Annotated in this window: 21 protein-coding genes and 1 pseudogene; 6 read left to right on the forward strand and 16 right to left on the reverse strand. The window is 71.2% G+C overall.

Translation table 11 applies throughout. The annotated features are described in order from the left end of the window. Window positions 1-309 (reverse strand): annotated as a pseudogene (locus ACLU3S_RS27990) (hypothetical protein); the annotation flags it as partial. After that, window positions 306-446: a hypothetical protein gene (locus tag ACLU3S_RS27995; protein WP_413954736.1), complete on the reverse strand. Its 141-nt coding sequence runs from the start codon at window positions 444-446 to the stop codon at window positions 306-308. The gene ACLU3S_RS27995 and the pseudogene ACLU3S_RS27990, both read right to left, overlap by 4 nt. Window positions 447-613: 167 nt before the next feature. Here ACLU3S_RS27995 and dapA point away from each other — a divergent pair, with 167 nt between their 5' ends. Then, a complete protein-coding gene (gene dapA, locus ACLU3S_RS28000; protein WP_413954737.1) occupies window positions 614-1,513 on the forward strand; it encodes a 4-hydroxy-tetrahydrodipicolinate synthase in 900 nt (299 codons plus the stop codon). Between the two features lie 202 nt (window positions 1,514-1,715). Here the strand turns inward: dapA and ACLU3S_RS28005 are convergent, their stop codons facing one another. Continuing rightward, complete coding sequence (locus tag ACLU3S_RS28005) at window positions 1,716-2,525, reverse strand: universal stress protein (protein ID WP_413954738.1); 810 nt, start codon at window positions 2,523-2,525, stop codon at window positions 1,716-1,718. An 18-nt stretch (window positions 2,526-2,543) separates the two neighbouring features. Then, window positions 2,544-3,173 (reverse strand): hypothetical protein, encoded by a 630-nt coding sequence (locus ACLU3S_RS28010; RefSeq protein ID WP_413954739.1) that lies wholly within the window; start codon window positions 3,171-3,173, stop codon window positions 2,544-2,546. 214 nt (window positions 3,174-3,387) lie between these two features. Here ACLU3S_RS28010 and ACLU3S_RS28015 point away from each other — a divergent pair, with 214 nt between their 5' ends. After that, window positions 3,388-3,954: a hypothetical protein gene (locus tag ACLU3S_RS28015; RefSeq protein ID WP_413954740.1), complete on the forward strand. Its 567-nt coding sequence runs from the start codon at window positions 3,388-3,390 to the stop codon at window positions 3,952-3,954. Between the two features lie 832 nt (window positions 3,955-4,786). Here ACLU3S_RS28015 and dapD read toward each other — a convergent pair. The 11 genes from dapD to ACLU3S_RS28070 all read right to left on the reverse strand — a co-directional run bounded on the left by dapD (window position 4,787) and on the right by ACLU3S_RS28070 (window position 13,406). Beyond that, complete coding sequence (dapD, locus tag ACLU3S_RS28020) at window positions 4,787-5,773, reverse strand: 2,3,4,5-tetrahydropyridine-2,6-dicarboxylate N-succinyltransferase (RefSeq protein ID WP_413954741.1); 987 nt, start codon at window positions 5,771-5,773, stop codon at window positions 4,787-4,789. Between the two features lie 44 nt (window positions 5,774-5,817). After that, the gene (locus tag ACLU3S_RS28025) at window positions 5,818-6,369 is read right to left on the reverse strand and encodes a TetR/AcrR family transcriptional regulator (protein ID WP_413954742.1); all 552 of its coding nucleotides are present in this window, start codon (window positions 6,367-6,369) and stop codon (window positions 5,818-5,820) included. Next, a complete protein-coding gene (locus tag ACLU3S_RS28030; protein ID WP_413954743.1) occupies window positions 6,369-6,692 on the reverse strand; it encodes a DMT family transporter in 324 nt (107 codons plus the stop codon). Before ACLU3S_RS28030 ends, ACLU3S_RS28025 begins: the two co-directional genes overlap by 1 nt. Window positions 6,693-6,832: 140 nt before the next feature. After that, the gene (locus ACLU3S_RS28035) at window positions 6,833-7,165 is read right to left on the reverse strand and encodes a metal-sulfur cluster assembly factor (protein ID WP_381025031.1); all 333 of its coding nucleotides are present in this window, start codon (window positions 7,163-7,165) and stop codon (window positions 6,833-6,835) included. After that, window positions 7,162-7,629, reverse strand: a complete 468-nt coding sequence (gene sufU, locus ACLU3S_RS28040) for a Fe-S cluster assembly sulfur transfer protein SufU (protein ID WP_413954744.1) — start codon at window positions 7,627-7,629, stop codon at window positions 7,162-7,164. Before sufU ends, ACLU3S_RS28035 begins: the two co-directional genes overlap by 4 nt. 16 nt (window positions 7,630-7,645) lie before the next feature. Next, on the reverse strand, window positions 7,646-8,902 hold the full coding sequence (locus ACLU3S_RS28045; RefSeq protein WP_413954745.1) for a cysteine desulfurase: 1,257 nt from the start codon (window positions 8,900-8,902) through the stop codon (window positions 7,646-7,648). Continuing rightward, window positions 8,899-9,663 carry a Fe-S cluster assembly ATPase SufC gene (gene sufC / locus ACLU3S_RS28050; RefSeq protein ID WP_413954746.1) on the reverse strand — a complete coding sequence of 255 codons (765 nt, stop codon included), beginning with the start codon at window positions 9,661-9,663 and terminating at the stop codon, window positions 8,899-8,901. The genes ACLU3S_RS28045 and sufC overlap by 4 nt, the downstream gene beginning before the upstream one ends. A gap of 7 nt (window positions 9,664-9,670) precedes the next feature. Then, window positions 9,671-9,988, reverse strand: a complete 318-nt coding sequence (locus ACLU3S_RS28055; RefSeq protein ID WP_413954747.1) for a non-heme iron oxygenase ferredoxin subunit — start codon at window positions 9,986-9,988, stop codon at window positions 9,671-9,673. After that, window positions 9,985-11,169, reverse strand: a complete 1,185-nt coding sequence (gene sufD / locus ACLU3S_RS28060) for a Fe-S cluster assembly protein SufD (protein ID WP_413954748.1) — start codon at window positions 11,167-11,169, stop codon at window positions 9,985-9,987. Before sufD ends, ACLU3S_RS28055 begins: the two co-directional genes overlap by 4 nt. An 84-nt stretch (window positions 11,170-11,253) precedes the next feature. Next, complete coding sequence (gene sufB / locus ACLU3S_RS28065) at window positions 11,254-12,675, reverse strand: Fe-S cluster assembly protein SufB (protein ID WP_365722228.1); 1,422 nt, start codon at window positions 12,673-12,675, stop codon at window positions 11,254-11,256. After that, entirely contained in the window at window positions 12,672-13,406 is a 735-nt protein-coding gene (locus tag ACLU3S_RS28070; protein ID WP_413954749.1) for a helix-turn-helix transcriptional regulator, read from the reverse strand. The genes sufB and ACLU3S_RS28070 overlap by 4 nt, the downstream gene beginning before the upstream one ends. A gap of 172 nt (window positions 13,407-13,578) precedes the next feature. Between ACLU3S_RS28070 and ACLU3S_RS28075 the strand changes: the two genes are divergently transcribed. From ACLU3S_RS28075 to ACLU3S_RS28090, 4 genes are read left to right on the forward strand one after another with little or no spacing between them, the layout of a single operon-like run. After that, the gene (locus ACLU3S_RS28075; protein WP_413954750.1) at window positions 13,579-14,391 is read left to right on the forward strand and encodes an aminoglycoside N(3)-acetyltransferase; all 813 of its coding nucleotides are present in this window, start codon (window positions 13,579-13,581) and stop codon (window positions 14,389-14,391) included. 31 nt (window positions 14,392-14,422) lie between these two features. Further along, entirely contained in the window at window positions 14,423-15,346 is a 924-nt protein-coding gene (locus ACLU3S_RS28080) for an ABC transporter ATP-binding protein (protein WP_413954751.1), read from the forward strand. Then, window positions 15,343-16,116: an ABC transporter permease gene (locus tag ACLU3S_RS28085; RefSeq protein ID WP_413954752.1), complete on the forward strand. Its 774-nt coding sequence runs from the start codon at window positions 15,343-15,345 to the stop codon at window positions 16,114-16,116. The genes ACLU3S_RS28080 and ACLU3S_RS28085 overlap by 4 nt, the downstream gene beginning before the upstream one ends. Window positions 16,117-16,164: 48 nt before the next feature. After that, window positions 16,165-17,175, forward strand: a complete 1,011-nt coding sequence (locus tag ACLU3S_RS28090; protein WP_413954753.1) for a COX15/CtaA family protein — start codon at window positions 16,165-16,167, stop codon at window positions 17,173-17,175. A gap of 115 nt (window positions 17,176-17,290) precedes the next feature. Here the strand turns inward: ACLU3S_RS28090 and ACLU3S_RS28095 are convergent. Continuing rightward, on the reverse strand, window positions 17,291-17,800 hold a 510-nt coding region (locus ACLU3S_RS28095; protein ID WP_413954754.1), incomplete at its 5' end, for an amidohydrolase family protein.

Consider the following 17,800-nt stretch of genomic DNA (forward strand, 5'->3'; position numbering starts at 1 on the left):
GCGGATGTAGGCGCCGAGCACACGGACCTCCAGCAGCAGTGCCGTGCGGTGCTCGGTCGTGCACAGCAGGGCCTCGGCGGCGGCGCGGTCGTGGAGGCAGTGGAAACCGCAGTCGCACAGGCGCACGGGCGGGCGGTGCCTGCGGCCGTAGACGCAGGACGCGTCGTCGAGGACCCCGTACGGGAGCGCGCCGCCGAGCGACACGCCGGTGAACCCGGCCCGGGTGCCGTCCTGGGACAGCACCGGGTGGGCGATCTTGTAGCCGGTCGGCGGCTCCGTCGGGCGTTCCGCCGGGAGCCGCAGCCTCATCGGGCGGCCGGAACCTCTTCGCGGGCCGGCTCGGCCGGTGCGGTGCGGGCGGTCTCCTCGGGCTGGCGCGGCTCCTCCTCGCGGACGAGCGGCCGCTCCTCGGCGACCCCGGTGGCCAGTGCCTTGCCGAGCTTCATGGCGCCTCCCATGGCTGACGTCGGTGACCCTTCGGCCATAGTGACCCATCGGGTGCCGAGTTGGACACAGGATCTTCGGCCGCCCACAGCATTTCTCAGCTTTACTTAGCAATACACTGTAGGAAAATTAAGTAGAGCTTCACCGAAGGGGTGCCGAGACTACTCCCATGACGAGCACACACCGGCCCCGGCCCTTCGGCCGCACCCTCTGCGCCATGATCACGCCGTTCACGGAGGCGGGCGCGCTCGATCCGGCGGGGGCCCAGGAGCTCGCCGCCCACCTGGTCGCGCAGGGCTGCGACGGCCTGGTCCTGAGCGGCACCACGGGTGAGTCGCCCACCACCACGGACGCCGAGAAGGCCGCGCTGATCACGGCCGTGCGGGAGGCGGTCGGCGACCGGGTTGCGCTCGTCGCGGGCGTCGGCACCGCCGACACCCGGCACACCGTGGAACTCGCCCTCGCGGCCGAGAAGGCGGGCGCGGACGGCGTGCTGGTGGTGACGCCGTACTACAGCAGGCCCCCGCAGGAGGCCGTGGCCGCGCACTTCCTGGAGGTCGCCGACGCGAGCGGCCTGCCGGTGATGCTCTACGACATCCCGGGCCGCACCGGCACCCGGATCGAACCGGACACCGTCCTCCGGCTCGCCGAGCACCCGCGGATCGTGGCGGTCAAGGACTGCTCCTACGACTTCCTCGGCACCCAGAAGGTGCTGGCGCGCACCGGGCTCGCGTACTACGCGGGCTGCGACGAGCACGTGCTCGCGCTGTACGCGGTCGGCGCCGCGGGCTGCGTGAGCACCGTCGCGAACGCCGCGGCGGGCCACGTCGCCGCGATCCTGGACGCCTTCGACGCGGGCGACACCGCCCGGGCGACGCAACTCCAGTTGCGCGCGACGCCGTTGATCGAGGCGATGACGGCCGCGGGCCTGCCCGGCACGGTCACCGCCAAGGCCCTCCTCACCCGCCTGGGCCTGCCCGCCGGCCCGGCGCGCCCACCGCTGCGGCCCGCCGCCGCGGAAACGGCCGACGGGCTGCTGGCGCTGCACGAGGAGCTGCGAGCGGACTGACGGCGTCCGGGGTGGCGCCCGTCACCGGTGGACGGCGCCCCACGCCTGCGGCCCGCCGCTCCCCTGCCGCCGGGTGGCCGCCCGACCAGCGCGTTCTGCGCCGAGTCCGCTCACCGGGTCCGGGGCGGCGTGCCGGACTGACCCGCGGCACCGCGACCCGAGTCGGAGGTTCGTCGGCGGTGGGCGGCCACCTTGCCGGCGGTCACACCCCGCCGCGGACGACGGCGACCGGGCAGTGCGCGTGGTGCAGCAGCGCCTGGCTCACCGAGCCGAGGAGCATCCCGGAGAAGCCGCCGCGCCCCCTGGCTCCCACGACCATCAACTGGGCGTTCCTGCTGGCCTCGATCAGGACCTCGCGGGTCTCGCCGCTCAGCACCTCCTGGCGGACCGTCACATCCGGATGTCTCTCCGCGCGTCCGGCGAGTGCCTGGGACAGCAGGCGCTCCGGGCCCTCCGCGCCCGTGCCGGCCGGTGCGTGGTCCGGCAGCCACGCATGCACGGCGACGATCTCGGCTCGCCGCACCTCCGCCTCGGCGAAGGCGAAGTCGACTGCCTTCTCGCCCTGCGCGGAGCCGTCGACGGCCAGCACGACCGGCCCGGCGCCGTCCGGTTCCTCGCGGACCACCAGCACCGGACAGTGGCTGTGGGCGGCCAGGGACACGGCCGTCGAACCCAGCAGCATGCCGACGAAGCCCCCGACGCCCCGGCGCCCGACGACCAGCAGGTCCGCGGCGCGCGACTCGGCCACCAGCACCGACACCACGCCACCGATCAGCACGGCGTCCTCGACCTCCACGCCGGGCGCCACCCGCCGGGCGTCCTGCGCGGCGTCGTGCGCCAGGGTGTTGAGCGGGGACGGGTCAAGCGGCGCGTACATGGGCCCGACCGGCCAGCTGAAGGCGTGCACCACGCGCAGCCGCGCCCCGCGCCGCTCGGCCTCCCGGGCGGCCTGGACCACCGCGGCATGGCTGGACGACGAGCCGTCCACCCCTACGACGACCAGGCTGCCCATCGCGCCTCCTCCCGCACGTCAGTACCGCTGCGCCTTGGCGAGACGCGGGGTCAGCTGGGCCCCCTGCGGCTGCCTGCTGAAGGCGATGGGCTGTTCCGTGTGGCCGGGCTCGAGGTTCTCCGCTCCTACGAACCTGGTCTCGACGACCTTTCCGGCGGAGTCCGCGAAGTCGACCTGCACGGCGTAGGACGCCTTCTGGTTCGTCTTGTTCGTGATCGTGACCAGGGCGGCGGTCAGCCCGCTGGTCTGGGTCCGGGGCAGGCCCGTCAGGGCGACATCGGAGACGGCGTTGCCGCGGCCCTGGACGTTCTTGAGCGCGTTCTCGGCGGCGGTGGCGGCCCGGGCGACCTCGGCGTCCACGGACGCCTCGAACTCCGAGGCGCGGGCGGCGGCGGAGGATGCCGCCGCCGAGGCGGACGCGCGGGCGGAGGCGATCGCGGAGGCCGCCGAGGAGGCCAGCGCCGACGGCGGCATCCCGGAGAAGGAGGCCGCGTTGGGACTGCTGGGGGTCGGCCGAGGCGAGGAGCCGGCGTTCTGGCCGCCACCCCCGCAGCCCGCCACGGCGAGCGCCCCGAGGGCACAGCCGAGCGCGGACACGACGGTTCGGTGACCGATGGTGTGGGAGCGGCCAGGGAAGCTGGGGGACATAGGTCATCCTTTGCGCCTTACGCGACCAATCCCACTCATCTTCCGCGCTGGGATCGCGACCGGCGAGTCGGCCGTGGCCGTTCGGATGGGCGCGGACGCTCCCCGGCGCGGAGCTCGCGCCCGGATCCGCGCGAGGGATGGGATCCGGGCGGGTTCTCGGCCACAGTGGACGCACTCGGTCGAGGGGGAAGCCGTGGCAGGGGGAGGAAGACCGATGACGGAACCGGGGCTGTTCGAGTGCGACGCCGTCGTGGTGGCGCAGCCGAGGCGTTCGCGGTGGCGCAGATATGTGGGCCCCGACCTGACCGTGTCCACCGTGGAGGGCGCGCCGCTCGCACAGGTCACGTGCACCGACGAGACGTTCTCCGTCCTCACGGAGGCGTCGGGCGGGTTCGTCGTCCGTATCGAGCACTCCGGCCCGGCGGAGTTCCGCTTCACCGACTCCGCGGACCGGGAGGTCGGCACCGCCGCCGCCCCTGGACTCGCCAGAACCCGGCAGCTGAGCCTCCGGACGGAGCGGGGACGCCCGCTCCTCCTCACGCGGCCCGGTCTCCTGCACGCCGAATGGCATCTCACGGAGACCGATCCGGAGGAGGTCCCGGCGCCGGAGATTCTCGGCCGGGTCACGGTGAGCACCATCGACGCGTGGATCGGGCTGCAGCAGTACGTCGTCGACATGGAGCCCCGTCTGGACGCCTGCGAACGGCGGACCGTCGTCGCCGCGGTCGTCTGCCTGCACCTGCTCCGCAGACCACCGGGCCGCAGCACCGCACCGGCGTGAGAGACGGCCGTGGCCCGGGAGACGACGAGCGGCGCGTTTCACGCACCAGCGCCAGGCGCACGAAGCCGCCGGTGGTCAGTCGCGGCGCGAACGACGGCTCAGCCCGGGTCACACCTGACGGCAGGTCAGTGCCCGAACCGGCCGCGCATGAGCGCAGCTTCCCAAGCGGAGGTCACACCGCTGTGATGGCCCCTCAGTCCAGCCAGACGAGCATGGCGTCCTCCGCCCTGGCGGCGGCCTCGAAGACCGCTGCCGAAGCGGGCTCGGATCGGGCCCCTCGTGCGGGGCCCACGCCGTCTTTCGGCCTTGAGCGCCATGCCTACCCGTATGTCTGCGGGCCGTGTTCCCCAGTGAGGAGGTACAGCCCCAGGTGCTGGCGAAGAAAGCTCTCCAGCGCACCGTCGAGCAAGGGTGCCTGATAGCGATCGATCGTGCCGAGGTGAAAGAGCCGGCTGTACAGCCGGTTGGCAGGGCAGTGGCCTTGGCCCGCATGCGGATTCTCCGGCTCGTGCTCATCACCCCAGGAACCGGCGTAGAGGTGAGCGGCCCGGTACGGGGCTCGGCACAGCCGCCAACCACAGTTGGTATCTCTCCTCCACGGCCGCTGTGTGGCGGGCCGGGCCGAGGCGACGCCCGGTAGGGGCCAGTCCTGGGGCCGTCAAAGGGCGCTCGACGGCTCTCCTCAAGCGGTGCTCAAGCGCGAGCGCCCCTCCGGCCGTTCTCCGGCCGCGGAAGGGCGCTCAAGGGTGACCGGCGCCGACAACCGCCCACAGTTCAGCGGCAGTTCAGGGCGTTGATCGGTGAGGCGGCCGCAGGGCACGGCCGCCGGTGGTCAGTTGTGGCTGTGGAGGATGTCGTTCAGGCCGCCCCACACCGCGTTGTTCGGGCGGGCCTCCACCGTGCCGGTGACCGAGTTGCGGCGGAAGAGGATGTTGGAAGCGCCGTTCAGCTCGCGGGCCTTGACGATCTGGCCGTCGGGCATGGTGACCCGGGTGCCCGCGGTGATGTACAGGCCGGCCTCGACCACGCACTCGTCGCCGAGGGCGATGCCGACGCCCGCCTCGGCGCCGATCAGGCAGCGCTCGCCGATGGAGATGATCACGTTGCCGCCGCCGGACAGGGTGCCCATGGTGGAGGCGCCGCCACCGATGTCGGAGCCGTTGCCGACCACGACGCCCGCGGAGATCCGGCCCTCGACCATCGACGTGCCGAGCGTGCCGGCGTTGAAGTTGACGAAGCCCTCGTGCATGACCGTGGTGCCCTCGGAGAGGTGCGCGCCGAGCCGGACCCGGTCGGCGTCGGCGATGCGCACGCCCTTGGGGGCGACGTAGTCGGTCATGCGCGGGAACTTGTCGATCGAGGTGACCTGGAGGTGCAGGCCCTCGGCGCGGGCGTTCAGCCGCACCTTCTCGACGTCGTCCACCGGAACCGGGCCGAGCGAGGTCCAGGCGACGTTGGCGAGGTGGCCGAAGATGCCGTCCAGGTTCTGGCCGTGCGGCTTGACCAGGCGATGCGAGAGCAGGTGCAGACGCAGGTAGACGTCGTGGGCGTCGATCGGCTTCTCGTCCAGCGACGCGATGACCGTGCGGACCGCGACCACCTCGACGCCCCGGCGGGCGTCCGGCCCGACCGCCGCGGTCGCGGCGCCGCCCAGCAGCTGCGCCGCCTGCTCGGCGGTCAGCCGCTCGGTGCCGGCCGGGCCCGGCTCCTCGACCAGTTCGGGTGCGGGGAACCAGGTGTCGAGAACGGTGCCGTCGGAGGCGATCGTGGCGAGGCCGGCGGCGACGGCGCCGGTGGTGCGGGAAGCAGTGTCGGTCATGGGGAAAACCTAACGTGGGGCGGGGCGCGGGAGCGAACCGTGTCTCACGTGCCGGGCGGGGTCCGGGCGATCACCCGGTCCAGCGCCTCCCGCGCGTACTCCTCGTCGTACGCACCGCCCGTCAGCAGCACCTGCAGGCAGATGCCGTCCATGAGGGCGAGCAGGGCGCGTGCCGTGCGGGGGTCAGTGCGCCGGGTGAGCAGCGCCGCCGCGTCCTCGGTCCACTCGGCGGCGACGGGACGCAGGGCGGGCCGCCGCAGCGCCGCCAGATACAGCTCGTACTCCAGCTCGACGCCGGTGCGATCGCCGCCCAGCCACTCCCCCAGCGCACGGGCCAGCTGCGTGGCGAGGTCGCCGGCGCCGCCCTCGGGCAGTCGCTCGGCCAGCAGCCTGCCGAAGTTCTCGTTCGACTGCCGCAGCGCGGCCACCAGCAGGTCGTCCAGGGTGGCGAAGTGGTACGTCGTGGAGCCGAGCGGCACGTCCGCCTCGGCGGCGACCGCGCGGTGGCTGAGCCCGGCGATGCCGTCCCTCGCGACCACACGGATCGCGGCGTCGACGAGGCGCCGGCGCCGGTCGGGGTCGTAGCGGCGGGGCATCAGTGGCTCGCCTCGCCCAGGTTCAGCACCACCACTCCCCCGATGATCAGAAGTATCCCGGCGACCTTGGCGGCGCTCAGGCCCTCCCCGAACAGCAGCAGTCCGAGGACGGCGATGGTCGCGGTGCCCACGCCGGACCAGATCGCGTAGGCGGTGCCGATCTGCACCGTCTTCAGTGTCTGGGCGAGCAGCGCGAAGGAGACCAGGTAGCCCAGGGCCGTCACCAGCGACGGCCAGAGCCTGCTGAACCCCTCGCTGTACTTCATCGCGGTCGTCGCGGCGACCTCCGCGGCGATGGCGCCGGCGAGCGACAGATAACCCATGTGTACGAGCGTACACAGCGTATGTACGGCCGTACACAACGGCCCCGCGGCGCCCCGGTCCACACATGCGCAAGGGGCCACGGCACTCGGCCATGGCCCCTTCCGGCGGCTCCGCGTCGGACTCCGCGACGGACTCTGCGTCAGACGTTGAACCCGAGCGCGCGCAGCTGCTCGCGGCCGTCGTCGGTGATCTTGTCGGGGCCCCACGGCGGCATCCACACCCAGTTGATGCGCAACTCGCTGACCAGGCCGTCCGTGGCGGACTTGGCCTGGTCCTCGATGACGTCCGTCAGCGGACACGCCGCGGAGGTCAGGGTCATGTCGACGGTCGCCACGTTGGAGTCGTCGATGTGGATGCCGTAGATCAGGCCGAGGTTGACGACGTCGATGCCCAGCTCGGGGTCGACCACGTCCATCAGGGCCTCGCGGAGTTCCTCCTCCGAGACCGGCTTCATCTCAGCGGTGTCGGTCATGCCGTCTTCCTTTCGGCGTCGACGCCAGCCAGCGCCTGGGCCGTCGCGTCCTTCCACGCCATCCAGCTCAGGAGGGCGCACTTGACCCGCGCGGGGTACTTGGAGACACCGGCGAACGCGACCGCGTCCTCCAGAACCTCCTCCATCGCGTCGTCCGGTTCGATCCGGCCCTTGGACTGCATCAGCTCCAGGAAGGTCTCCTGGATCTTCTGCGCGTCGGCCAGATCCTTGCCGACGAGGAGCTCGTTGAGCACCGAGGCGCTCGCCTGGCTGATGGAGCAGCCCTGGCCCTCGTAACTGACGTCCTCGATCCTGGTGCCGTCGTACTTCACGCGGAGGGTGATCTCGTCGCCGCAGGTCGGGTTCACATGGTGCACCTCGGCGTCGCCATCCCTCAGACCACGCCCGTGCGGGTTCTTGTAGTGGTCCAGGATGACTTCCTGGTACATCGAATCCAGCTTCACGGTGTCGACACGCCTCTCAGCCGAAGAAGTTCCGTACATGCTCCAGTCCGTCGACCAGAGCGTCGATCTCGGCCGGCGTGGAGTACAGGTACAACGACGCTCGCGTGGTCGCAGGAATTCCGTAGCGCAGGCAGACCGGACGGGCGCAGTGGTGGCCGACCCGGACCGCGATGCCCTGCTCGTCGAGGACCTGGCCCACGTCGTGCGGGTGGATGTCACCCAGCGTGAAGGAGATCGCGGCGCCCCGGTCCTCGGCCGTCATCGGGCCGATGATCCTCAGGTCCGGGACCTGCTGCAGGCGCTGGACCGCGTACTCGGTCAGCGCGTGCTCGTGGGCGAGGATCTTCTCCATGCCGATCGACTGCAGGTAGTCGATAGCCGCGCCCAGACCGACCGCCTGGGCGATCGGGGGCGTGCCCGCCTCGAACTTGTGCGGCGCCGGGGCGTAGGTGGAGGAGTGCATCGAGACGGTCTCGATCATCTCGCCGCCGCCCAGGAACGGGGGCAGGTCCTCCAGCAGCTCCTGGCGGCCCCACAGGACGCCGATGCCGGTCGGGCCGCACATCTTGTGGCCGGTGAAGGCCACGAAGTCGGCCTGCAGGGCCTGCACGTCCAGCGGCATGTGCGGGGCGGCCTGGGAGGCGTCGATGCACACCAGCGCGCCGACCTCCTGTGCGCGGCGCACTATCGCCTCGACCGGGTTGACCGTGCCCAGGATGTTCGACACCAGCACGAAGGAGACGATCTTCGTCTTCTCCGTGATGATCTCGTCGATGTTCGACAGGTCGAGCCGGCCGTCGTCGGTGAGGCCGAACCACTTCAGCTTCGCGCCCGTGCGCTGCGCGAGCAGCTGCCACGGCACGATGTTGGAGTGGTGCTCCATCTCCGTGATGACGATCTCGGTCTCGTGGTCCACCCGGTAGGGCTCGTCGGCCCAGCCCAGCATGTTCGCCACGAGGTTCAGCGACTCGGAGGCGTTCTTGGTGAAGATCACCTCGTCGCGGCTCGGCGCGTTGACGAACGCGGCGACCTTGTCGCGCGCGCCCTCGTACAGCGCCGTGGCCTCCTCGGCGAGCACATGCACACCGCGGTGGACGTTGGCGTTGTAGCGCTCGTAGTACTCGCTCAGGGCGTCCAGCACCTGGCGCGGCTTCTGCGACGTCGCCGCGTTGTCCAGGTACACGAGCTTCCGGTCGTCGTGGACCAGCCGGTCCAGGACGGGGAAGTCCTTGCGGATCGCCTCGGTGTCGAGGAGGCCCGGCAGCTGTGTCACTCGGATGCGCCACCCTTCGTGTAAGCCTCGTAGCCCTCGTTCTCCAGCTTGTCCGCGAGCTCGGGACCGCCGGACTCGACGATGCGGCCGCCGGCGAACACATGGACGTGGTCGGGCTTGATGTAGCGCAGGATGCGCGTGTAGTGCGTGATCAGCAGGGTGCCGACCTCACCGGTCTCGCGGACGCGGTTGACGCCCTCGGAGACGATGCGGAGCGCGTCGACGTCCAGGCCGGAGTCGGTCTCGTCGAGGATCGCGACCTTCGGCTTGAGCAGCTCCAGCTGGAGGATCTCGTGGCGCTTCTTCTCGCCGCCGGAGAAGCCCTCGTTGACGTTCCGCTCGGCGAAGGACGGGTCGATGTGGAGGCGCTCCATGGCCTCCTTGACCTCCTTCACCCAGGTGCGCAGCTTGGGGGCCTCGCCGCGGACGGCGGTGGCGGAGGTGCGCAGGAAGTTGGAGACCGAGACGCCGGGGACCTCGACCGGGTACTGCATCGCCAGGAACAGGCCGGCGCGGGCGCGCTCGTCGACGGACATCTCCAGGACGTCCTCGCCGTCGAGGGTGACGGCGCCCTGGGTGATCGTGTACTTCGGGTGGCCCGCGAGCGAGTAGGCGAGGGTCGACTTGCCGGAGCCGTTGGGGCCCATGATGGCGTGCGTCTCGCCCTGCTTCACGGTGAGGTCGACGCCCTTGAGGATCTCCTTCGTGGCGTTGTCGGCCTCGACGGTGACGTGCAGGTCTCGGATTTCAAGCGTTGCCATGGGTTCCTCAGGACTCCTGGGTGAGGGAGACGAGAACGTCGTCCCCTTCGATCTTGACGGGGTATACGGGGACGGGGCGCGTCGCGGGGAGGCCGGACGGCTTGCCGGTGCGGAGGTCGAAGGAGGAGCCGTGCAGCCAGCACTCGATCTGGCAGTCCTCCACCTCGCCCTCGGAGAGGGAGACGTTCGCGTGCGAGCAGACGTCGTAGATCGCGAACACCTCGCCCTCGGTCTTGACGACCGAGATCGGCGTGCCGTCGAGTTCCACCCGCTTCGGGGTGTCCTCCTCCAGCTCGCTCAGCCCACAGGCGCGTACGAAGGTCATGCGACCGCGGCCTCCAGCTCCTCCTCGATCTTGGCGAGCAGGCGCTCCTCGATGTCGGCGACACCGATCTGCTGGACCAGCTCGGCGAAGAAGCCGCGGACCACCAGGCGGCGGGCCTCGTGCTCCGGGATGCCGCGGGCCATCAGGTAGAAGAGCTGCTCGTCGTCGAAGCGGCCGGTGGCGGAGGCGTGGCCGGCGCCGACGATCTCGCCGGTCTCGATCTCCAGGTTCGGCACCGAGTCGACGCGCGCGCCGTCCGTGAGGACCAGGTTGCGGTTCATCTCGTAGGTGTCCGTGCCCTCGGCCTTGGCCTCGATGAGCACGTCGCCGATCCAGACCGCGTGCGCGTCGTCGCCCTGGAGCGCGCCCTTGTAGGCGACGTTCGACTTGCAGTGCGGCGTGTTGTGGGTGACCAGCAGCCGGTGCTCCTGGTGCTGCCCGGCGTCGGTGAAGTACAGGCCGTACAGCTCGGCCTCGCCGCCGGGGCCGGCGTACGTCACACGCGGGTGCAGGCGCACCAGGTCGCCGCCGAAGGTGACGACCACGGACTTGAAGGAGGCGTCCCGGCCGACCAGCGCGTTGTGCTGGGCGACGTGGACCGCCTTGTCGTCCCAGTCCTGGACGGAGACGACGGTCAGCTTGGCCCCGTCGCCGAGGACGTACTCGACGTTGGCGGCGAGCACCGCGTCGCCGGTGTGGTCGATGACGACGACGGCCTCGGCGAAGGCCCCGAGTTCGATGACCTGGTGGCCGTAGGCGACCCCGCCCTCGCCGTGCACGGCGATGCGGATCGGCTCGGCGAGAACGGTCTCCTTGGGGACGGTCACGACCCCGGCCTGCTCGAAGGAGGAGTAGGCCTGGGCGGCCACGCGGTCCACCGGCGTGCCGGCCCGGCCGAGCCGGGTGTCGTCGCGGCCGACGGTCTCGACGGTGACGCCGTCCGGGGCCTGGACGTCCACCTTCACTCCGGCGCCGTTGGCGGTGGCGGTGCCGTCGTGCAGGCCGCGCAGCCGCTCCAGCGGGGTGAAGCGCCACTCCTCCTCGCGGCCGTGCGGGACCGGGAAGTCCGCCACGTCGAAGGACGGGGGCGCGCTCATGCGCGTGGCGACGGTCGACTCCGCGGCGACCGCGATCGAGCCCGAGGTGGTGGACCCCACGGGGAAATTCTGGGCCTCAGCCATGGCTGTCGTATTGCTCGCTTTCGTTACGTATGGGCTTGACGGGGGCGGCGGGCCGGGGGAAGCGTCCCCGGCCCGGGCCGGTGATTAACCGACCGCGCCCTCCATCTGCAGCTCGATCAGCCGGTTGAGCTCCAGCGCGTACTCCATGGGCAGTTCCTTGGCGATCGGCTCGACGAAGCCGCGCACGATCATCGCCATCGCCTCGTCCTCGGACAGACCGCGGCTCATCAGGTAGAAGAGCTGGTCCTCGGAGACCTTGGAGACGGTGGCCTCGTGACCCATGGACACGTCGTCCTCGCGGACGTCCACGTAGGGGTAGGTGTCCGACCGGGAGATGGTGTCGACCAGCAGCGCGTCGCACAGCACGTTGGACTTCGACCCGGCGGCGCCCTCGCCGATCTCGATCAGACCGCGATAGGAGGTACGGCCACCACCGCGCGCGACCGACTTCGAGACGATGTTGGACGACGTGTTCGGCGCCATGTGGACCATCTTGGCGCCCGCGTCCTGGTGCTGGCCCTCGCCCGCGAAGGCGATGGAGAGGGTCTCGCCCTTGGCGTGCTCGCCCATCAGGTAGACGGCCGGGTACTTCATCGTCACCTTGGAGCCGATGTTGCCGTCGATCCACTCCATGGTCGCGCCCTCGTAGGCCACGGCGCGCTTGGTGACCAGGTTGTAGACGTTGTTCGACCAGTTCTGGATGGTCGTGTAGCGGCAGCGGGCGTTCTTCTTGACGATGATCTCGACGACTGCGGAGTGCAGCGAGTCCGACTTGTAGATCGGCGCGGTGCAGCCCTCGACGTAGTGCACGTAGGCACCCTCGTCGACGATGATCAGGGTCCGCTCGAACTGGCCCATGTTCTCCGTGTTGATGCGGAAGTAGGCCTGGAGCGGGATCTCCACGTGCACGCCCTTCGGCACGTAGATGAAGGAGCCGCCCGACCACACGGCGGTGTTCAGCGCGGCGAACTTGTTGTCACCGGCCGGGATGACCGTGCCGAAGTACTCCTTGAAGAGCTCCGGGTGCTCCTTCAGCGCGGTGTCGGTGTCGAGGAAGATGACGCCCTGCTCCTCCAGGTCCTCGCGGATCTGGTGGTAGACGACCTCCGACTCGTACTGGGCGGCGACGCCGGCGACCAGGCGCTGCTTCTCGGCCTCCGGGATGCCCAGCTTGTCGTAGGTGTTCTTGATGTCCTCGGGCAGGTCCTCCCAGGACTCCGCCTGCTTCTCCGTGGAGCGCACAAAGTACTTGATGTTGTCGAAGTCGATGCCCGACAGGTCGGAGCCCCAGTTCGGCATCGGCTTCTTCTCGAAGAGCTTCAGGCCCTTCAGGCGCAGCTTGGTCATCCACTCCGGCTCCGACTTCTTGCCGGAGATGTCGCGGACGACCTCCTCGTTCAGGCCGCGCCTGGCGGAGGCACCGGCCGCGTCGGAGTCGGCCCAGCCGTATTCGTACTTGCCCAGGCCCTCGAGTTCGGGGTGGGCAGTCTCCGTGGGGAGAGTCATGCGGGGTTCCTCCCGGCCGTGCTTGCAGGTGCGTCAGTGGAAATCTTGGGGATGAACGTCGTGCAGACGCCGTCGCCGTGCGCGATGGTCGCCAGTCGCTGGACGTGGGTACCCAGCAGCTCGGCGAAGATCTCCGTCTCCGCCTCGCACAGCTGCGGGAACTGCTCCGCGACGTGGGCGACCGGGCAGTGGTGCTGGCAGAGCTGCTCGCCGACCGGTGCGCTGCGTGCCGTGGCAGCGTACCCGTCCGCGCTCAGGGCCTTGGCCAGGGCTTCGGCGCGCTTGTCCGGGTCCGCGGCCTCGACCGCCTCGCGGTACGCGCTCGCCTGGGCGGCGATCCGGGCGCGCGCGAAGGCGGCGACCGCCTCCGGCCCGCCCTCGCGCTCGGCGATCCAGCGCAGCGCGTCCGCGGCCAGCTTGTCGTACGACTGGTCGAAGGCGTCCCGGCCGCAGTCGGTGAGCGCGAAGACCTTGGCAGGGCGGCCACGCGTGCGCGTGCCGTACACCCGCTGCTCGCGCGCCTCCACCACGTCGTCCGCGACCAGCGCGTCCAGGTGACGCCGGACGGCCGCCTGGGTCAGTCCCAGCCGGCCGGCGAGTTCGGCGACGGTCGACGGGCCGTGGTCCAGGATGGACCGCGCGACCCGGTTGCGCGTCGAGCGCTCCCCGGTCGCGAGCTCCTCCTGCGGGGCCCCCGTGGGGGTCTCCCGAGCCTCGCCGACGTTTTTCACAACGCCATTGTTGCGTAATTCCTCGGAGCCTGACAAGCGGCGTCCGGATCACCGCGCGGTGCCCTGCATCACTTAGGCATACCTAATGTGACCTGGGAAAACGATCTTTGATCGATCATCCGCCCCGCAATTCGGTGGCGCCGCGCGCCCCCCGTCGGCAAGACTCCGGTCCATGCCCGTACCCCCTCCGACCGGCCCTCTTGTCACCCGGGACACCGTCGCGGCGCAGCTGCGCACGCTGGGTGTGCGCAGCTGCGAGATCCTGCTCGTGCACTCGTCCCTGAGTTCACTCGGCTGGGTGAACGGAGGGGCCGTCGCGGTCGTCCAGGGACTCCTCGACGCCCTCGGCCCGGCCGGCACGCTCGTCGTGCCCGCCCAGTCGACCGAGCTGTCCGACCCGGCGCTCTGGTCGAGGCCCCCGGTGCCCGAGGAGTGGTGGGATGTGATCCGGGCCACCATGCCGCCGTACGACCCGCTGACCACGCCCACGCGCGGGATCGGCGTCATACCCGAGACCGTGCGGACCTGGCCGGGCGCCCTGCGCAGCGCCCACCCGCACACCTCCTTCGCGGCGCTCGGCCCGCACGCGCGGGAGATCACCGACGGCCACGCCCCCGACTGCCGGCTCGGCGAGCACAGCCCGCTGGCCCGGCTGGAGAAGCTCGGCGCCAGGGTCCTGCTGCTCGGCGCCGGCTACGACGCGTGCACCAGCTTCCACCTGGCCGAGTACCGGACGCCCGCGCCGCTGGTCGACGTGGGGCGCCCGGCGCCCGGTGGCGGCTGGGAGACGCTGACGGAGGTGTCGATCAGTTCGGAGCGGTTCGACGAACTGGGGCACGACTTCGAGCGCGACCGGCCCGTCGTGCGCGGGAAGGTGGGCGCCGCCGACGTGCGGCTGTTCTCCCTGGCCGAGGCCGTGGCCTATGCCGAGCGGTGGCTGCCGCTGCACCGGCCCGCGGAGGATTTCCCGCACCCCGGCGTCTGAGCGGCAAGCGGTCTCCCTAGACTCTGGACCCATGCGAAGTGAGCCCGTGGTCCAGGTCCAGGCCCTGGTGCAGCGGTACGGCACGAAGACCGCGGTGAACGGCCTCGACCTGGTGGCCCACGCCGGGGTGACCGCCGTTCTCGGCCCCAACGGGGCGGGGAAGACGACCACGGTCGAGACCTGCGAGGGGTACCGGAAGCCGCACTCCGGCACGGTGCGCGTCCTGGGCCTCGACCCCGTACGGCAGTCCGCCGAGCTGCGGCCGCGCATCGGCGTGATGCTGCAGTCCGGGGGCGTCTACTCGGGCGCCCGCGCCGAGGAGATGCTGCGGCACGTCGCCAAGCTGCACGCGCATCCGCTGGACGTGGACGCGCTGATCGAGCGGCTCGGCCTGGGCTCCTGCGGCCGTACCGGCTACCGCCGGCTGTCCGGCGGCCAGCAGCAGCGCCTCGCGCTCGCCATGGCCGTCGTCGGCCGCCCCGAGCTGGTGTTCCTGGACGAGCCGACCGCCGGCCTCGACCCACAGGCCCGCCGGGCCACCTGGGAGCTGGTGAACGACCTGCGCACCGACGGCGTGTCGGTGATCCTCACCACGCACTCCATGGAAGAGGCCGAGCAGCTCGCCGACGACGTGGCGATCATCGACGGCGGCCGCGTCATCGCCCAGGGCTCCCCGGAGGAGCTGTGCAAGGGCGGCGCCGAGAACACCCTGCGCTTCACCGGCCGCCCCGGCCTCGACGTGAGCTCGCTGCTCAAGGCGCTCCCCTCGGACTGCACGGCCGCCGAGCTCACCCCGGGCGCCTACCGGGTCGTGGGCAAGGTGAACCCGCAGCTGCTGGCGACGGTGACCTCCTGGTGCGCCCAGCACGGAGTGATGCCGGACCGCATCTCGGTGGAGCGGCACACGCTGGAGGACGTTTTTCTCGAGCTCACGGGCAAGGAGTTGCGCTCATGACCACCGCCACGGGTACCTACTCCCCGAAGCCGGGCGCGGCGCCGCTCCCGCGCATGATCGCGGCCCAGGCGGCCCTGGAGACGAAGATGCTGCTCCGCAACGGCGAGCAGCTGCTGCTGACGGTCGTCATCCCGACGCTCCTGCTGGTCCTCTTCAGCTCCGTGGACATCGTCGACACCGGCAGGGGGAAGGCCGTCGATTTCCTCGCGCCGGGCATCCTGGCGCTGGCCGTGATGTCGACGGCGTTCACCGGCCAGGCCATCGCGACCGGCTTCGAGCGCCGCTACGGCGTCCTGAAGCGGCTCGCCTCCTCGCCGCTGCCCCGCTGGGGCCTGATGACCGCGAAGACGGCGTCGGTCCTGGTCACGGAGGTCCTCCAGGTGGTGCTGCTGACGGTGATCGCCTTCGCGCTGGGCTGGTCCCCGCACGGCAACCCGGCCGCGGTGCTGCTCCTGCTCGTCCTCGGCACGGCCGCCTTCTCCGGGCTCGGACTGCTGATGGCGGGCACCCTGAAGGCGGAGGCGACGCTGGCCGCCGCCAACCTGGTGTTCCTGCTCCTCCTGGTCGGCGGCGGGGTCATCGTCCCGCTGGAGAAGTTCGGCTCGGCCGGGCAGCACGTTCTCGGCCTCCTGCCCATCTCCGCGCTCTCCGACGGCCTGCGGGACGTGCTCCAGCACGGCGCCGGCACGCCCTGGGGCGACCTGGGCATCCTCGCGGTGTGGGCGGTCGTGGGACTCGCCGCGGCGGGGACGTTCTTCCGCTGGGAATGAGCCGTCACGATGGACCCTCGTGAAAGTGTGCACAAGCGACGGCCTACGATGGGGGGCGTGCCCAAGCTGAACCCCGCCGACGCCGCAGCGGCCGTGCGCAACCCGCTCGCCTTCATCGCCGCGCGCTGGACCCCCACCCCCCGTACGGTCCAGCGGGCGGCCCTCGGCGCCCTGGTGATGTCGGTGGTCATCGTCGTCACCGGCGGCGCCGTACGCCTGACCGGCTCCGGCCTCGGCTGCCCGACCTGGCCCGAGTGCACCGACGGCTCACTCACGCCGACGACCGCGCTGAGCTACCACAGCGCGATCGAGTTCGGCAACCGGATGCTGACGTACGTGCTGTGCGCCGCGGTCGGCTGGGCGATCATCGCCGCCCGCTCCGAGAAGCCGTACCGGCGCAGCCTGACCCGGCTGGGCTGGGCCCAGTTCTGGCTGGTGATGAGCAACGCGGTCCTCGGCGGCATCGTGGTGCTCGTCGGCCTCAACCCGTACACCGTCGCGGCCCACTTCCTGCTGGCGACGGCCCTGACCACCGTGGCCGCGGTGATGTGGCAGCGCACGCGTGAGGGCGACGGGGCGCCCCGGCCGCTGGTCGGCAAGGCCGTGCAGCAGCTGGTGTGGTTCCTGGTGGCCGCGTCCCTGCTGCTCGTCGCGGTCGGCACGGTGGTGACCGGCGCCGGCCCGCACGCGGGTGACTCCAGCGAGGTCAAGCGGATCCCGATCGACTGGGAGACGGTGGCCAAGCTGCACGCGGTGCTCGCGTGGATCGTGGTGACGCTGACGTTCGCGCTGTGGTTCGTGCTGAAGGCGGTGGACGCGCCCAAGGGGCCGCTGTCGCGGACCCGGGAGCTGTTCGTCGTGCTGCTGTGCCAGGGAGCGGTGGGCTACGTCCAGTACTTCACGCATCTACCCGAAGCCCTGGTGGCGGTGCACATGCTCGGCTCCATGACCATGTGGATCTGGGTGATGCGTGTGCTTCTGTCGCTACGCGAACGTAGCAGTGCGGAGTCAGCCGTCCCGGAGCCCCTGCCCGCACGGGGTCGAGCCGGCATCGTGTGACGACGTACGCCGAACGGGGAGCAACCTCGGCCACGGCGTGATCGGCTACGTGCAGTAGGGACCATCCCCGCAGACGGCGCACGTCCTTTCATTCAACCAACGTTTCGCCCCTCGGTCACGCCAGCCCGTACACCCGGCGCGCGGTGCCGGAGGCGATCAGCCCGGCCACCCGCTGGGCGTCCTCCAGGGACCAGGCGTCCTCGGCGACCCAGGTGCCGAGGACCCGGTTCAGGGCCTCGCGGAAGAGGCGGGCGCCGACCACGTGCAGTTCGGGCAGTCCGTGGGCGCCGCTGGAGAAGAGGATCTTGCCGAACGGGGCCAGCTCCAGGATCTCGGCGAGGACCGTGGCCGCCCGGGCGCCGGTGCGTACCAGCGCGGCGCCGGAGTCGGCGTACACGTGCGGGAAGACGCCGGCCAGGTGGGCGGCGTGCCGGTGGTAGGGGTAGCCGTGCAACAGGATCAGGTCGGTGCCGAGGCCCGCCGTGGCCCGGACGAAGTCGGTGAGCAGCACGGGGTCGGTGCGGTCGATGCGGGAGCCCGGCTCGCCGAGGCCCGCGTGCAGCTGCAGGGGCAGTCCCGAGGCGACCGCGATCCACAGCAGGTGCCGCAGCAGCACGGGGTCGCT

The organism is Streptomyces sp. AF1A (assembly GCF_047340315.1).
Lineage (GTDB): Bacteria > Actinomycetota > Actinomycetes > Streptomycetales > Streptomycetaceae > Streptomyces.